This is a genomic window from Streptomyces sp. NPDC102467 (genome assembly GCF_044765445.1).
GTDB lineage: Bacteria > Actinomycetota > Actinomycetes > Streptomycetales > Streptomycetaceae > Streptomyces.
Map to the genome: position 1 here is coordinate 266,085 of NZ_JBIWKA010000005.1, position 16,043 is coordinate 282,127.

Genomic DNA, 16,043 nt, shown 5'->3' on the forward strand with positions numbered 1-16,043 from the left:
CGCCGCCTGGATGCCTGACTGCCCGCACGAGCCCGACCCGCTATATGAGACCCAGTTCCCGGGCCCGGCCCACGGCCTCGGCCCGTGACCGCGCGCCCAGTTTCCGGTAGACGGCACGCGTGTGGCTCTTGACCGTGTTGTACGACACGTACATCCCCTCCGCGATCTGCCGCAGCGACACCTCGTGCCGCAACTCCCGCAGCACCGCGAGCTGACGGGCCGTCAACGGCTCGGTGGGCGGCGGCGGTGGCGCGTCCGGGGTGCCCGGCAGCGGACCGCGCACCGAGGCGAGGACGGCCGAGGCCTCCTGCATCAGCTCGACCGCGCTGCGCGGATCGGTCACGTCCTCCGCGATCTCCACCAGGACGTCGGCGACCCACACCAGACAGGTCGTCACCGCCTCGTTCATCCCCAGGGGCTCATGGCTCAGCGAGCGCAGCCGTCCATGCAGGACGGACACCCGCCCGGGCCCCCGCGCGGAGCCGTCGGACTCCGCGCGCAGCACCCTTGTGTGCATGCCCCTCACCTCCCCATGTGCAGGGCATCTCCCCCTACGGTGCTGGGGGAGGCGGAGGCAGCGGAAGAGGCTTGTCGGCCCTGTTTCGAGGAAGGCTTTATCTCTCGTTCATGCGGTGTTCCGTCTCGTACACGCCCGACGTCTCACCCTCTGGCGTCGCGCGGGCCGGGCAGCCTCCGTACCTCCAGGAGTTCCAGGCCGACCGCCTGGATGCGGTCGAGGATCCCGTACAGGGCCGCCTGATCGAGCCCCGCTCCCAGCAGCACGGTCTCCGCGGGATGCAGCACGATCGTCAGCTCGCTGAACCCCGACCTGAAGGCCTCGCCGATCCTGCCCCGGACCCGGATCTCGAAGTCGGAGCCGGGTGTTGCCCCGGCCGGTCCGGAACTCGCGCCCGCCTGTGCCCCGCCCATGGCGTCACCTCCTGTGCGACAGCCCGGTCCACCCGCGACCTTCTCGCGGCGGCCCGTACAGCCACATCACCTGGTGCGGGTGACGGTGAGGACGCGGCCCCGGGCTCATCCGCTGCGGGTGAACCGGGCGAGCGGGCCGGGGGAGACGCTTCGGCTCCCCTGATGAGGAGGTTCGACATGAGTGAGCAGACCTCGGCGGGCCCGCCGCGCTCCGGCGCGCCCGAACCGCAGCCGCATGTGAGTGTGCTTGCCGTCGGCGGAGTGGTCTTCGCCGTGTGCGTGATGGCGATCAGCGGCTCGTTCCACGCGATCGCGGGCCTTTCCGGCATCCTCAGCGACAACTTCTACCAGTCGCAGAACGACTACCCGTTCGACTTCGACCCCAACGTGCGCGGCTGGGTCCAGATGATCACCGGCATCGTGATCCTCGCGGCGGCCTTCAACCTGTTCAGCGGCCGCACGTGGGCTCGCGCCGTCGCGATCGTGGTCATGGGATTCAGCGCGCTGGAGAACTTCTTCTTCACGCCGTACTTCCCGTTCTGGTCGGCCATCATCATCGGCCTGGACGTCCTGGTGATCTGGTCGCTGGTCATGTACGGGCACCGCGAGGCCCACAAGGTCTACGGGGCGCCGATGTAACGCGGACGACGCGGCCCGGCATCCGGGCCGCGGCCTCTCAGCGGCCGAAGGTCAGGCCGAGCCGTCCGATGTGGCGCCAGTCCAGCCGCGCGCGTTCGCGGTACGCACCCGGGCGCCGCCGGGGCACGATCACCCGCAGCGCCCCCGGCCGCACCTCGCAGCGCACGGGAACGCTCAGCCGCATCGCCTCGCCGTCGACGCCCACCGGGATCCACTCCTGGTCGGCGTCGACGACCACGGAGGTCGCCGTCGCCCTGGTCAGCCCGGCCGACCGGACGCCCCGCAGCAGGCCCGCCGCGTGGGCGGCGCTGGTGACCCGGACCCCGACACAGCCGAGGACCCCGCCGTCGAGGCGGGTACGACGGCCGAGCCCGGCGAGATCGTTCGCGCTGTAGGGGTTGTTGCTCACCAACAGCGCCTGCGGGTCGGCGAATTCATGCTCCCCGGCCCGCGCGGTCAGCCGCGCGCCCTCCTGCCGCAGAAGGAGATCGGGCAGCAGATTGAGCGTGGTACGCGTCTTGCCGTCCCGGTAGGCCGGGCTCTGCACCACCTCGGCGTACGCCCCGAACGAGACGTTGTTGACGAAGGGCCGCCCGCCTGCCCTGCCCAGATCCACCCGCAGCTCCACGCCGTCGCGCAGCGCGTCCAGCGCCCTGGCCGGATCGTCGCGGTCCAGACCCAGGTCGAGGGCGAAGTGGTTGCGGGTGCCCGCCGGAATCACCAGGAAGGGCAGATCGAGCGCGGCGGCGACCTCGGCGACCAGGGCCTGCGTGCCGTCCCCTCCCGCGACGCCGAGCAGGTCGGCCCCCTCGGCTGCGCATTTGCGGGCCAGCGCCGCCACGTCGGTCTCCTCCCGCCACTCCAGGAGCACCACCTCGGCGCCCAACTCGAGTGCCTGCTCGCGCAGTTCGAAGCGGCGGACCTTGCCCCCGCCGGACCGCGGATTCATGATCAGGGCGGGGTGCCGGAAGCGCGGCGCCGCTCGCTCCGGTAGCGCGGCCGCGGCCGATCCCGGCGCGAGAGCGGCCCGGCCGGCTCCGGCGGCGACGAGGCACAGCGCGGCGGAGACGAGGGCCACCCACAGCAGACCGGCCCGGACGTACGCCACCAGGACCCACACCGGTGCGGCCACCGCGAGGGCCAGCGCGAGGAACCTCAGCACCCCCCGCCTGCTGAGGACCCACCACACCGCCGCCACCGTGACCACCAGACCGCCGATCCCCACCGCCAGCAGGGCGAACGTACGCAGCCCCGCGAACACTCCCAGCACCACGACCGCGGCCGCCGCGGCGACCAGGGACGCACGAGCCAGCCACCGCTGTCCACGCATCGTCGGTTCCATGAGCGGCAGTCTGCGGCGCCGCCGGGCGCCCGGCCTCACCCCTGGCAGGCGAGCTCTTCGGGCGCCGTGCGATCACCCGCACCGGACGACATGCGCCGATCCGGCCGGGAGGGGGCACGGGCCCTCACACCGGCCGGGTGACGCGGACGCGACTGCCGCGGCCCACAGTGCTCACTCCTGAAGGGAGTGCGTCATGACCGAGACCACGCACCGACACCTCACCGCGCGGGAGCGGGCGGACCGGGGGAGGGCCGCCCGCTCCCGTGTCCCGCGGTCCGACCACGCCGAGTTCGCCCCCGCTGCGGACCGCCCCGACCCGGTCGACGTGATCGAGCGGCAGTCGATGAGCAGGCTCCCCGAGCTGGTGCCGATCCGCTACGGGCGCATGATCGAGTCGCCGTTCCGGTTCTACCGGGGCGCGGCCGGCCTGATGGCGGCCGACCTGGCGGGCACCCCGGACTCGGGACTGCGGACCCAACTGTGCGGAGACGCGCACTTGTTGAACTTCCGGCTGCTCGCCTCCCCGGAGCGGCACCTGATGTTCGACATCAACGACTTCGACGAGACGCTCCCCGGACCATGGGAGTGGGACGTCAAACGCCTCGCGGCCAGCCTCGCCATCGCGGGCCGCGGCAACGGCTTCCGCCGCGCGGAGCGCGCCCTGGTGGTGCACGCGGCGGTCCGCGGGTACCGCAAGACGATGCGTCAGTTCGCCGAGATGCGGACCCTCGACGTGTGGTATTCGCGGATCGACGCCCAGGAGCTGTACGGCGCGATGTCGTCGCGGCTCGACAAGCGCACCCGGCGCCGCGTGTCCCGGACGCTCGACAAGGCCCGTACCCGCGACCAGGTGCAAGCGCTGGACAAGCTGACGCACGTGGTCGACGGCGAGCTGCGGATCGTCGCGGACCCGCCGCTGATCATGCCGCTCGACAGCTTCCTGCCGGACGTCGAGCGCAAGGACCTCGAACAGCAGCTGCGGGACCTCATCGCGCGCTACGCCCGCACGCTCCCCGCCGACCGGCAGGCGCTGCTCGCGGAGTACAAGGTCGTCGACATGGCCCGCAAGGTGGTCGGGGTGGGCAGCGTCGGGACCCGCTGCTGGATCGTCCTGCTGCTCGGCCGCGACGACCGCGACCCCCTGATCCTGCAGGCGAAGGAGGCGGGGACCTCGGTCCTCGCCGAGTTCGCGGGCCGCAGCACCCACGCCAATCAGGGTGAACGGGTCGTGGCGGGACAGCGGTTGATGCAGGCGACCAGCGACATGTTCCTCGGCTGGGAGCGGGTCCAGGGATTCGACGGTCGTGAACGCGACTTCTACGTACGGCAGTTGCGGGACTGGAAGGCGATACCCCAGGCCGAGCTGATGACTCCGGACGTGATGCGGCTGTTCGCCCGGCTGTGCGGCAGGACGCTGGCCCGCGCCCACGCCCGCTCCGGCGACCGGATCGCCATCTCCGCCTACCTGGGCCGCTCCGACGCCTTCGACCGGGCGATCGGGTACTTCGCGGAGGCCTACGCCGACCAGAACGAACGCGACCACAAGGCGCTGGCCGACGCGGTGCGCACGGGCCGGGTGACCGCGGCCTCAGCGTGACAGGTCGTCGAGCCTGCGCCGCAGTGCCTCTTCCTGGGCGAGCGTGCGGCCGACGGCGACACCGAACACGACGATGGTGAAGAACACGATCAGCCAGGTCAACAGGGTGAACACCGAGCCGAGAGCTCCGTACCGCTCGGTGCTCATCCGTAGCGTGCGCGGCAGCCACAGCCCTGACGCGGCGCAGTACGCGACCACGCCCCCGCCGGTCAGCACCGCCCCCGGCAGCAGCGACAGCCACGGCACCCGCCCGGCGAGCAGGAGATGCTGGGTCCACCACCACATCAGCACCGCGACCGTCAGCTGCAGCAGGTACCCGATGACGGGCCCCGCCCCGAACGCGCGGTGCAGCGTGCCCTGCGCGACCAGGGACACGACCCACACGAGCAGCCAGACGGGCCACCGCCACACCACGTACAGGACACCGGAGCGCGGCAGCTCCCAGGACCGCTCGCACAGGCGCTGCAGGGCGCGGGTGAACGCGGTGGCGGAGAGCAGCGCCACCAGCACACCCGACACGCCCCAACTGTGGGCGGCGGTGTCGCCGCCCTCGGTCAGCTCCCTCACCCTCGCCAGCGCGGCCCCGTGGGTGCCGAGCAGGAGGCGCACCGAGTGCAGGAGGTCGTCGCGGACGGGACGCGGACAGAATGAGGCGACGGCGATGAGCATCGGCAGCACGGCCAGGAACGCCTGCGCCGCGAGTCGCGTCGCCATGTCCAGGATCGTGACGCGGACGAGTTGCTGGACGACACGGCCCGCCAGCGGACGGGCGGCACCCGCGATCGGCATGACGCGGTCCTCTCGTGGCAGGGCTCGCTCCTGCCAGGCACCCTCGGCTGCGGCGGCCCGGCGCGCGTCGCCCGCCCGGGGTGAACCGGCGCGCGTGCACCGCCCGGGGCCGCGAGTGGTCCGTTGGCCCGCTCCTGGCAGCCTCACGCCGCCATGCGCTGGTCCAATGGCACAGGACTTTCTCCGCCTGTTGAACCATCAGTCGCTCAAGTGCTGAGATATGCGGGTCGATGGCGCTGCGGATCCCTTGCGGGATCTCCGCGGCGCCTTACTCATGTCAGGACTCGGTTGCGGAAAGGGGCGGGGCAACTTGCTGAAGAGGGCATTGGTGGCACCGGACCCGGGGCGGGCGCGGCTGCGGTTCGCGAGCCGTGCGGTCCTCGGGATCGGCCTGGCCGTGGCGGTGTGCGGGGCGGCCGGCCACTCGCTGGCCGCGGCCATCACAGGTGGCCTCGCCGCGCTGCTCGCCCTCTTCACGGTGGCCGACCCGACGGTGCGCGGGCAGGCGGTGACGACGGCGCTGCTGCCCGTCGTGGGCCTGCCGGTGCTTGCGCTCGCGGCCGCGCTGCACGAGCTGCCCCTCGCCCGGGACCTGGCGTTCCTCGCCGTCGTCGGGGCGGGGGTGTACGCGCGGCGGTGGGGACCGCGCGGGCACTCGCTCGGCGTGTTCGCCTTCATGATGTATTTCGCGGCGCAGTTCCTGCACGTCACTCCCGGCGGACTGGCCGAGCTCTACACGGCGGTGCTGCTCTCGCTCGCCGTGGCGGCCACGGTGCGGTTCGGCGCGTGGTGCTACGAGCGCCGGATCCCGGTGCTCGCGGTCCTGCCCCCGCCGGCCGTCGGCCGAGGCCTGGCGCGGATCACGACCCGCCAGGCCGTCCAGGCGACCGCGGGCGCCGGCTTCGCGCTCGCCGTCGGTCAGCTGCTCTCCGATCAGCGGTGGTACTGGGCCGTGGGCGCCACCTGGTGGGTGTTCGTGAACACCACCTCGCGCGGCGAGACCCTCGTGCGCGGTTTCCGGCGGTTCCTCGGGACGGTGCTCGGGATCGTCCTCGGATTCCTGATCGCCGTGCCGCTGCACGACGAGCCGGTCGCGGCCGCCGTGGTCGTCGCGGTCAGCGTCTTCGGGATCTTCTACACCGCCGCCGTCTCCTACACCTGGATGATGCTCGCCGTCACCGTCATGGCGAGCATGTTGTACGGGCTTCTCGGCGTCCTGGACCCGGCGCTGCTGGCCCTGCGCGTGGGGGAGACGGCCGTCGGAGCGCTGGGCGCCGTGCTCGCCGTGCTCCTCGTCCTCCCGGTGACCACGCACTCCGTCACCGACGCCTGGGTCGAACGCGCCCTGCGCTGCGTCCACGCGTGTACCGCCGAGGCCGCCGCCCGGCTCGCCGGGGACGCCACCGCCGATCCCGCGCCGCGCGTCGCCGAGCTGGAGTCCCTGCTCGCCCGCGTACGGCTCTCGCTCGCGCCGCTCGTGCACCCGTTCAGCCCGCTGCGGGCGCGCAAGGGCCGGGCCCGCCACGTGCTCGCCCTGCTCGACGACTGCGCACGAGAGGTCCGCGGGCTGGCCTCCGTCGCCGCCGACCCGGAGGCCTCGCACGACGCCCGGCTCGCCGCCGCCTGCTGGCGCGTGGAGACAGCCGTCGAAGCCCTCACCGCCCCCGCCCCGTACGCCCGCTCCACCGTCACCGCACCCGGGACCGTCGAGGCCGAACCCGTCCTGGCCCACCTGCACGCCTTGGAGCAGGCCCTCGTCGAACTCGCCGTACCGCTGCGCGGGGCCCAGCGCGCGAGCCTCGGCGCGTAGGAACCCCCGCGCGCTGTCCCGCAGTTCCCCACGCTCCCCGTACGTCCGTGACCGGCCGTCCACCGGGGTCCACGTGTGGTTGTCTCGCATCGGCGTGGACAACCAGACCCCGAGTGAGGCATTTTCCCGGGGCACGTACAGGGTGGATCAGTCCGCCCGGAGGGTAACTCCGCGCCATTGGAGACCCGGACACCCGAAGACACGGCCGCGCGGGAGCGAGCCGTGCGCCGTTGTCGAGCCGCTGGGATGTGTCATGCGAAGCGACCTGCGCAGGAACGGACCACGGGACGTGGAGGGCTGGCTCTCCGCCGCCCCCGGCGCCCCCCGCCACGACCGGAGGCAGGCACCGCTCGACGGCGCCCGCCCCCGGCACGGTCGTGCGGCGACCGTCGAGATGGCGCGCGCGGCGGCCGACTTCGTCCGGCGCCACCACACCGAGGAGGAGCTCGGCGACCCGGCCCCCCGGCTCGCGGAGATCGACGCGGAACTCGCCGCCACCGGCACGTACACGCACACTCCGCGAGAGCTCGTCTTCGGCGCCCGCGTCGCCTGGCGCAACGCCAACCGCTGCATAGGCCGCCTGTACTGGCGCTCCCTGCGCGTCCGCGACCTGCGCCACCTCACCGAGGCCGCGGAGATCGCCGAAGCCTGCGCCGACCACCTGCGCGAGGCCGCACCCGACGGCCGTATCCGCCCCCTCATCACCGTCTTCGCCCCGGACGCGCCCGGCAGCCCCGGCCCCCGGATCTGGAACGAACAGCTCATCCGCTACGCCGGCCACGTCCAGCGCGACGGCCACATCGTCGGCGATCCGCGCAACGCGGGCCTGACCGGTCTCGCCCGCCGCCTGGGCTGGCGCGGCGGCGCCGGCACCCCCTTTGATGTATTGCCGCTGATCGTGCAGCGGGTCCCGCACGAGCCGCCCCGCTGGTTCGCCCTGCCGCCGGACGCGATCCTCGAAGTCCCGCTCCACCACCCGGAGTTCACCTGGTTCACCGAGCTCGGCCTGCGCTGGCACGCCGTGCCCGCGATCTCCAACATGTGCCTGGAGATAGGCGGCGTCTGCTACGGCGCGACCCCCTTCAACGGCTGGTACATGGGCACCGAGATAGGCGCCCGCAACCTCGCCGACACCGACCGCTACAACCTCCTGCCCTACCTCGCCCACCGCCTGGGCCTCGACACGAGCACCGACCGCAGCCTGTGGAAGGACCGCGCCCTGGTCGAGCTCAACCGCTCGGTCCTGCACTCCTTCGACCGGGCGGGCGTCACCGTCACCGACCACCACACCGAGTCGCAGCGCTTCCTCGCCCACATCGCCCGCGAGGAGTCCAGAGGCCGCACCGTCGGCGCCGACTGGTCGTGGATCGTGCCGCCGATCTCCGGCTCGGCGACCCCGGTCTTCCACCGCTTGTACGACACCACCGAGAGCACCCCGTCCTACGTCCACCATCCCGAGGCCCACGCACGGGCCCGCGGCGAGGAGTGGACCGCGGCGCGGCGCCCGACCCACCGGCACGACCTGGTCTAGACCCGCTGCTACCGTCGGCGCACGGGCACAGGGCCCGCCATGCCGAAAGGGGAAGCCGTGACCGGCAGTCAGCCAGGGCGGGCCTACATCGGATCGTTCACCGCGGCGGGCGGCCCCGGCATCGCCACCGCCGCGGTCGACGCGTCGGACGGCTCGCTGACCCTCCTCGCCGCCACGGACGTAACTCCCGACCCCTCGTACCTGGCGGTCGCGGGCGGCCTGCTGCTCGCGGTCAGCGAGACGGCGGACGGGGCGGTCGCCGCGTTCCGCACGGACAGCACACCGGTGACCCCGGCCGGCCGGCCCGTTCCGGTCGGCGGCGACGGCCCCACACATCTGTCCGTCTGGGGCCGGCACGTACTCACCGCCAACTACGGCTCCGGCAGCGTCACCGCGCTCCCGCTGCGCGCCGACGGCACGCCCGACGCGGCCGGCCGCGACGTGCTGCGGCACACCGGCTCGGGCCCGCACCCGCAACGCCAGCAGACCCCGCACGCCCATCAGGTCGTGGCGGACCCGAGCGGTCACTGGGCGGTCAGCGTCGACCTCGGCACGGACTCGGTCCGCGTCTGCACCCGCACCGACGGCCGGTTCGCCGTGCACCACGAGACGGCCCTGCGCCCCGGCTCGGGCCCCCGCCACCTGGTCTTCCACCCGTCCGGCGACCACGCGTACATCCTCAACGAACTCACGCCCACCCTCACGGTCTGCCGGTGGGACGCCACGCTGGGCATCCTCAAGCCGCTGACGGAGGTCTCGGTCCTGGCCGACGCCCCGCGCGGCGACGCCTACCCCTCAGAGATCGTCGTCTCCCCCGACGGCCGCTTCCTCTGGACGGCGACCCGCGGCGAGGACGTCATCTCCGTCCTCACCCTGGACGCCACGGGCGAGCACCCCACGCTCCGCTCGACGACCCCCTGCGGCGGCCACTGGCCCCGCGACCTGGCCCTGCACCCCTCGGCCCGCCACCTCTACGCGGCGAACGAACGCTCGGGCGACGTGACCTGGTTCACCCTGGACCCCGAGACAGGCACCCCGACGCGAGCAGGCTCGGTCCGAATCCAGTCCCCTTCCTGCATCGTCTTCGACTGACTCCTTCAAGCCCGTCCGGCGTGCTCAAGCCCGTCCGGCGTTCTCAAGCCCGTCCGGCGTTCTCAAGCCCGTCCGGCGATTGAGGACAAACAACAGCGGGCCCGGGACACAGAGTCCCGGGCCCGCTGAAACACGGCTCAACTGCCAGAGGCAACCGGCTGAGGCGTGATCCCCAACGCAGCCGTGTACTTGGCCAGCGCCAACTTCCCCATCGCCGGATACGCCCCCAGCGGCTCCGCGGCAGCACACCCCGCATCCTTGGCGGCAGCCTCCAGCACGCTCGGGTCCAGCTCAGGACCGATGAGGTACGGCGCGAGCGCCAGCTGCTGGGAACCGGAACCGCGCAGCTGCTCCGCGGTCGCGGCGATCGAGCCCTCCACGTCGAGCGCCGCGGCGATCACCGGCACGGCGAGCCGTGCGGCGAGCAGCATCCCGGTGATCCCGGCGGCCTGCACCGCCTCCTCGCCGCCCACCGAGGCGAGGATGATGCCGTCCGCGGCCGTCGCCACGGTGAACAGACGGGCCCGGTCGGCGCGGGCCAGACCGGCCTCCGAGAGCCGTACGTGCAGGCCCTCCGCAAGCAGCGGGTGCGGGCCGAGCACGTCGGTCAGCTCGGCGGCGACCCGGCTGTCGGCGATGGCCTGGCGGATCTGGCGCAGCAGTGCGTTGTCCGGGCCCGCGAGCAGCGGCACGACGACGGCGACCGGGCCCTCGGGCGCGGCGGCCTCGGCACCGGCGGCGACGGCCTGCTCGAAGCGGGCCGTGCGCTCCTTCGCCGCGTGCGCGAGCACGGACGCGAGGGAGGGGAACTCGGCGGACACCGGGAAGTCGGTGGTCTCCCCGTCGACGAAGCCGACCCGTGCGTCCAGACCGGGCAGCTCGGACCTGGCGATGCTCACGACCTCGTCGGCGAGCATGCGGGTCGCGGCACTGGGCGTGCCGGGCACGGCCAGCGCGAGGGCCGGTGCGCCCTCGGGGGCGGCCACGGGTTCCGGGCGGCGGTGACGTCCGGGCTGTCGCGGTCGCGGCATTCGTACAGGCAGGCCGGAAGCGGGCCCAGTGGGGGAGCTCATGGCGCCGCATGTTACTGGCTCGCCCGGCCCCGTTGTTCGGTCAGGGGGCAGCTGAGCGGTATCCGTCCGTGATTGTCCGTTCAGTTACGGATGCTTCAAGTGTCCTGGTCCGCGGGGGTGTGCAGGAACTACGGGACGTACAGCAGGCGCCCCTCCCTCGGCAGCCGCAGCGCGTCCGCCGCGAGGGCGCCGGCGATCACCAGGGACCCGTGCAGGGGGTCGCCGGCGGCGGCGACCACGGTGGCGTCCGGGAGGTGCTCCGCGAGCTCCGTGCGGAGCGGGCCGAGCAGGGGTTCGCCCATGTGGAACAGGCCGCCGGTGAGGGCGACCTCGCCGCCGCCCGCCGGGCAGACCGCCGTCGCCGACTCCGCGATGTGCCGCGCGCTGTCGCGCAGGATCCCGGCGGCGACCGGGTCGCCCTCCTCGGCGCAGCCGGCCACGTCGGGTGCGAACGAGGCCAGCACGGCGGGCCGGTCGGTGCGCGGATAGATCCTGCCGGGCAGCTCGCCCGCAGGACCGAACCGCTTCTCGGCCAGCGCGAGCAGCGCCGGGCTGGCGCCGCGCCGCCCGTCGAACGCCCGCATCGCCGCGTCGAGCCCGGCCCGGCCGATCCAGGCGCCGCCGCCGCTGTCGCCGAGCAGATGCCCCCAGCCGTCGGCCCGGTGCCAGGTGTCGAGGTCGGTGCCGAGGGCGATCAGGCCGGTGCCCGCGGCGACGACCGCGCCGGGCCGCTGGCCGAGCGCGCCCGCGTACGCGGTCACGGCGTCCCCGGCCAACGCGAGCCGCCCGACGCCCAGTTCACGCTTGAGCGCGGCGGGCAGCTCGGCGCGCAGTCCGTCACCGAGCGTCGCCATTCCGGCGGCGCCGACGGTGACCGCGGCCAGTTCCGGATCACCGACGCCGGCCATCAACTCCCGTGCCATGGGCAGGAGTTGTGCCAGCAGATGGGCCGGGTCGATGCCTGTCGCCGAGGTGCGTACCGGCTCGCGGGACGACGCGGTCGTGGCCCGGTCCTGGGCATCGGCGGGGGCGAGCGCGACCCGCAGGCCGGAGCCGCCCGAGTCGACGCCGAGTACCCAACGCGCCGCGTCCGGTGCCGTCGTGGCAGCCGGTGACTCGTTCGCTGGACGCACCCGGCCTCCCACTTCGCGTCTGTTCCCCGTCGCGCTTGTCCGACGTGTGGGGAGGAACACTAGCGCCGCCCCACCCCCTCGCGTACAGGGGGCTTCCCCATCGGGAACGGCGTCGCCGTGGGGCAGTAGAGTGACGCGTCGTGGCAGCACGACCTTTGAACGAACTTGTCGAACCGGGCTGGGCGAAGGCCCTGGAGCCGGTGGCCGAACGCATCGCGACCATGGGGGATTTCCTGCGGTCCGAGATCGCCGCGGGCCGTACCTACCTCCCCGCCGGGGCGAACGTGCTGAGAGCCTTTCAGCAGCCGTTCGACGACGTCCGCGTGCTGATCGTCGGCCAGGACCCGTACCCCACCCCGGGGATGGCGATCGGGCTGAGCTTCGCGGTCGCGCCCGAAGTGCGGTCGCTGCCCGGCAGCCTGGAGAACATCTTCCGGGAGATGCACGCGGACCTGGGCCTGCCCCGGCCCTCCAACGGTGACCTCACGCCCTGGACGCGGCAGGGCGTACTGCTGCTCAACCGGGCGCTGACCACGGCGCCGCGCTCCCCGGGCGCCCACCGCGGCAAGGGCTGGGAAGAGGTCACCGAGCAGGCGATCCGGGCGCTGGTCGCCCGGGACCGGCCGCTGGTCTCGGTGCTGTGGGGGCGCGACGCGCGCAATCTGCGCCCCTTGCTGGGGCAATTGCCGGCGATCGAGTCCGCGCACCCCTCGCCCATGTCGGCGGACCGGGGCTTCTTCGGCTCCCGCCCGTTCAGCAGGACCAACGACCTGCTGACGGGGCTCGGCGCGCAGCCGGTGGACTGGCGCCTTCCCTAGGAACGGGTCCGCCGGCCCTGTACTCACCCCACGACGGCCGCACGCACGCACAGCACATCCGGCAGGTGGGATGCCACCTGCTGCCAGCTGTCGCCGTCGTCGGCCGAGGCGTACACCTCCCCGTTGCGGTTCCCGAAGTACACGCCCGCCGGGTCCGCGTCGTCCGTGCACAGCGCGTCCCGCAGGACCGTGCCGTAGTGGTCGCCCTCGGGCAGCCCCTTGCTCAGCGGCTCCCAGGTCTCGCCGGCGTCCTGGGTGCGGAAGACCCGGCACCGGCGGTCGGCCGGGACCCGGTCGGAGTCCGCGGTGATCGGGAAGACGTATGCCGTGCCGCCGCGGTGCGGGTGCGCGGCCACGCCGAAGCCGAACGTCGACGGCAGGCCCTCCCCGATGTCGGACCACTTCGCGCCCCCGTCGTCGCTGCGGTACACGCCCCAGTGGTTCTGCAGATACAGCCGGTCCGGGTCGGCCGCGTCCCGCGCCACCTTGTGCACGCACTGCCCGAACTCCGGGTCCGGATCGGGCAGGAACACGGCCGACACCCCCGAGTTCGACGGGGCCCAGCTCTCGCCGCCGTCCGACGAGCGGAACACCCCGGCCGTCGACACGGCCACCGTCAGGGCCCGCGGGTCCCGCGCGTCCGTGAGGACCGTGTGCAGGCCCTCACCGCCGCCGCCCGGCACCCACTGCGACCGTGTCGGGTGCTCCCACAGCGGGCGGCACAGCTCGAACGTCTCGCCGCGGTCCGCCGAGCGGTACAGCGCCGCCGGCTCCGTCCCCGCGTACACCACGTCCGGCTCGGCGGCCGCCGGGTGCAGCTGCCACACCCGCTCCAGTGAAGTCCCGGTGTCCTTGGGGAACTTGACGGCGGGCGACGAGGGCTCGGTCCAGGTGTGCCCGAGGTCGTCCGAGTGGAAGACGGACGGCCCCCAGTGTGCGCTGTCCCCGCCCACGAGCAGCCGTGGTGCCTCCCCCCGGGTGTCGAGTGCGACGGAGTAGACCGCCTGGGCATTGAAGTACGGACTCTCGTCGAACTCCCAGGCCGCGCCACCGCGCCTGCGCCCCAGGAAAAGGCCCTTGCGCGTACCCACCGCGAGCAGTACATCGGTCATGCCGAACACCTCCGAAACGTCGTTGTCTCCAGGTATCGGCCAGTCTGCACCCCGCCACTGACAACGGCCGCTTCGCGCGGTGGTGTCGCAGGTCAGGCGGGCACGGCGACCCCCAGCGGGAAGTGGCAGGCCACCTGGTGGTCCGGGGAGCCGGGCCGCGACACCGGCGGTTCGGTCGTCGCGCAGATCTCCTGGGCCAGCGGGCACCGGGTGCGGAACCGGCAGCCGGACGGGGGCCGCGCGGCCGACGGGGTCTCGCCCGTCAGTGGCGTACCGGAGGCGGCGGACTCGGGGTCCGGGACGTTCACCGTGTCGAGCAGGCCACGCGTGTAGGGGTGCAGCGGCCGGGCGTAGACCTGTTCGGCGGGGCCGACCTCGACGAGCTTGCCGAGGTACATGACGCCGACCGTGTCGGCGAGATAGCGGACCACGGCCAGGTCGTGCGAGATGAACAGGTACGTGAGACCGCGCTCGCGCTGCAGCTCCCGCATCAAGTTGAGGATCTGCGCCTGCACCGACACATCGAGCGCGGAGACCGGCTCGTCCGCCACCACGAGATCCGGCGAGAGCGTCAACGCCCGTGCCAGGCCGAGGCGTTGACGCTGGCCGCCGGAGAACTCGTGCGGATAGCGGTGCACCGCGCCGCGCGGCAGACCGACCGCGTCGAGGAGTTCACCGATCAGCTTCTCCTGCTCCGTACGGTTGCCCACACCCTGGATGACGAGCGGTTCGCGCAGAATCTCGCCGACGCGCATGCGCGGGTCCATCGCCGCCGTCGAGTCCTGGAACATCAGCTGCACGCGCCTGCGGTGTGCCCGGCGTTCGGCGCGCGAGAGCTCCGCGCGGTCGCGGCCCTCGAAGCGGACGGCGCCGGCCGTCGGCTCCTCCAGGCCCGCCACGATCCGCCCCAGCGTCGTCTTGCCGCAGCCGGACTCGCCGACCATGCCGAACGTCTCGCCCTTGCGCACGGTCAGGCTCACCCCGCCGACCGCGCTGACCGTGCCCCTGGAGCGGGAGAACGGGCCGCCCTTGAGGGGGAACTCCTTGACCAGTGCGTCGAGTTCCAGGAGGACGTCACCGTCCCCGGGAACGGTGTCCTGTGCGGGCAGCGCCGGGGGAGCCACCACCGCGTCCGGGGCCGCCTCCCGCACGTCGGGCACCGGATGGAAGCAGGCGAACCGGTGCGCGGAGCCCCGCACTTCGTCGTCGGCGAGGGCCGGCTCCTGTGTACGGCATTCGTCCGTCGCGAAGAGGCAGCGCGGCGCGAAGCGGCAGCCCGTCGGGCGCACCGTCAGGCTCGGCGGCAGGCCCGCGATCGTGTGCAGCTCGGTCTCGTGGTCGGCGGCGCGCTCGGGCAGCGCCGCGAACAGCGCCTCCGTGTAGCGGTGCCGCGGCCGCGCGAACAGGTCCCGTACATCCGACTGTTCGGCGACCTTGCCCGCGTACATCACCGCCACCCGGTCGACACGGTTGGCGATGACGCCGAGGTCGTGCGTGACCAGGATCATGGCCATGCCGAGCCGCGTCCGCAGATCGTCGATGAGTTCGAGGATCTGGTGCTGCGTCGTCACGTCCAGGGCGGTCGTCGGCTCGTCCGCGATGAGCAGCTTGGGCTCGCAGACCAGCGCCATGGCGATGGCGACGCGCTGACGCATGCCGCCGGACAGCTGGTGCGGGTACGCCTTCATCCGCTCGGCCGGCTGCGGCATGCCGACGAGCCGCAGGGTCTCCTCGGCCCGCGCCCACGCCTCCTTTCGCGTGACGCCACGGTGCAGCAGGAGCGGTTCCGCGACCTGCGCGCCGATCGTCATCGTCGGGTTCAGGGACGTCAGCGGGTCCTGGAAGACCATGCCGATGGTGTTGCCACGGACGTCCTGGAGGACGGGCGCGGGTGCCGCGGCCAGGTCGTGCCCGTCGAAGAGGATGCGGCCGCCGGTCACCGCGCCGCCGGGCGGCAGCAGGCCGAGCACGCTGAGTGCCGTCATGGTCTTGCCGCAGCCGGACTCGCCGACGACGCCGAGCGCTTCGCCGGGCGCGAGGTCGAGCGAGATGCCGTCGAGGGCATGGACGGTGCGGTCGCGCGTGGCGATGTCGACCCGCAGGTCGTCGATCCTGAGCAGAGGCTCGGTCATGTCAGCTTTCCCTAGATCCCTGAGAACCTTTGATCCTTGACGTGC

14 protein-coding genes are annotated in these 16,043 nt (G+C 73.1%); 6 read left to right on the forward strand and 8 right to left on the reverse strand.

All coding sequences use genetic code 11. The features are described from left to right. Positions 1-40: 40 nt before the first annotated feature. Entirely contained in the window at positions 41-517 is a 477-nt protein-coding gene (locus tag ACIREE_RS12260; protein WP_404150088.1) for a response regulator transcription factor, read from the reverse strand. 143 nt (positions 518-660) lie between these two features. Further along, a complete protein-coding gene (locus ACIREE_RS12265; RefSeq protein WP_404150091.1) occupies positions 661-930 on the reverse strand; it encodes a hypothetical protein in 270 nt (89 codons plus the stop codon). A 177-nt stretch (positions 931-1,107) separates the two neighbouring features. Between ACIREE_RS12265 and ACIREE_RS12270 the strand changes: the two genes are divergently transcribed. After that, positions 1,108-1,569: a hypothetical protein gene (locus tag ACIREE_RS12270; protein ID WP_404150093.1), complete on the forward strand. Its 462-nt coding sequence runs from the start codon at positions 1,108-1,110 to the stop codon at positions 1,567-1,569. 37 nt (positions 1,570-1,606) lie between these two features. Here the strand turns inward: ACIREE_RS12270 and ACIREE_RS12275 are convergent, their stop codons facing one another. Further along, entirely contained in the window at positions 1,607-2,911 is a 1,305-nt protein-coding gene (locus ACIREE_RS12275; protein WP_404150096.1) for a diacylglycerol/lipid kinase family protein, read from the reverse strand. 193 nt (positions 2,912-3,104) lie between these two features. Between ACIREE_RS12275 and ACIREE_RS12280 the strand changes: the two genes are divergently transcribed. After that, on the forward strand, positions 3,105-4,508 hold the full coding sequence (locus tag ACIREE_RS12280; protein ID WP_404150099.1) for a DUF2252 domain-containing protein: 1,404 nt from the start codon (positions 3,105-3,107) through the stop codon (positions 4,506-4,508). Here the strand turns inward: ACIREE_RS12280 and ACIREE_RS12285 are convergent. Next, positions 4,500-5,297 (reverse strand): YhjD/YihY/BrkB family envelope integrity protein, encoded by a 798-nt coding sequence (locus tag ACIREE_RS12285; protein WP_404150102.1) that lies wholly within the window; start codon positions 5,295-5,297, stop codon positions 4,500-4,502. The two genes, ACIREE_RS12280 and ACIREE_RS12285, sit on opposite strands and share 9 nt — an antisense overlap. A gap of 310 nt (positions 5,298-5,607) precedes the next feature. Between ACIREE_RS12285 and ACIREE_RS12290 the strand changes: the two genes are divergently transcribed. The 3 genes from ACIREE_RS12290 to ACIREE_RS12300 all read left to right on the forward strand — a co-directional run bounded on the left by ACIREE_RS12290 (position 5,608) and on the right by ACIREE_RS12300 (position 9,730). Next, positions 5,608-7,107: an FUSC family protein gene (locus ACIREE_RS12290; protein WP_404150105.1), complete on the forward strand. Its 1,500-nt coding sequence runs from the start codon at positions 5,608-5,610 to the stop codon at positions 7,105-7,107. A gap of 253 nt (positions 7,108-7,360) precedes the next feature. Beyond that, the gene (locus tag ACIREE_RS12295) at positions 7,361-8,638 is read left to right on the forward strand and encodes a nitric oxide synthase oxygenase (protein ID WP_404150108.1); all 1,278 of its coding nucleotides are present in this window, start codon (positions 7,361-7,363) and stop codon (positions 8,636-8,638) included. A gap of 39 nt (positions 8,639-8,677) precedes the next feature. Continuing rightward, on the forward strand, positions 8,678-9,730 hold the full coding sequence (locus ACIREE_RS12300) for a lactonase family protein (protein WP_404150111.1): 1,053 nt from the start codon (positions 8,678-8,680) through the stop codon (positions 9,728-9,730). Between the two features lie 137 nt (positions 9,731-9,867). On the opposite strand, the gene ACIREE_RS12305 is transcribed toward ACIREE_RS12300, so the two are convergent. Together ACIREE_RS12305 and ACIREE_RS12310 are read right to left on the reverse strand one after the other, a co-directional pair. Further along, the gene (locus tag ACIREE_RS12305) at positions 9,868-10,803 is read right to left on the reverse strand and encodes a sirohydrochlorin chelatase (RefSeq protein WP_404150113.1); all 936 of its coding nucleotides are present in this window, start codon (positions 10,801-10,803) and stop codon (positions 9,868-9,870) included. A 128-nt stretch (positions 10,804-10,931) separates the two neighbouring features. Further along, positions 10,932-11,936: an N-acetylglucosamine kinase gene (locus ACIREE_RS12310; RefSeq protein WP_404150115.1), complete on the reverse strand. Its 1,005-nt coding sequence runs from the start codon at positions 11,934-11,936 to the stop codon at positions 10,932-10,934. A gap of 140 nt (positions 11,937-12,076) precedes the next feature. On the opposite strand from ACIREE_RS12310, the gene ACIREE_RS12315 reads away from it, so the two are divergent. Next, on the forward strand, positions 12,077-12,754 hold the full coding sequence (locus ACIREE_RS12315) for a uracil-DNA glycosylase (protein ID WP_404150118.1): 678 nt from the start codon (positions 12,077-12,079) through the stop codon (positions 12,752-12,754). 23 nt (positions 12,755-12,777) lie between these two features. Here ACIREE_RS12315 and ACIREE_RS12320 read toward each other — a convergent pair whose 3' ends face one another. Beyond that, the gene (locus ACIREE_RS12320) at positions 12,778-13,866 is read right to left on the reverse strand and encodes a WD40/YVTN/BNR-like repeat-containing protein (protein WP_404150120.1); all 1,089 of its coding nucleotides are present in this window, start codon (positions 13,864-13,866) and stop codon (positions 12,778-12,780) included. A 92-nt stretch (positions 13,867-13,958) separates the two neighbouring features. After that, entirely contained in the window at positions 13,959-15,998 is a 2,040-nt protein-coding gene (locus ACIREE_RS12325; RefSeq protein WP_404150123.1) for a dipeptide ABC transporter ATP-binding protein, read from the reverse strand. Positions 15,999-16,043: the final 45 nt, after the last annotated feature.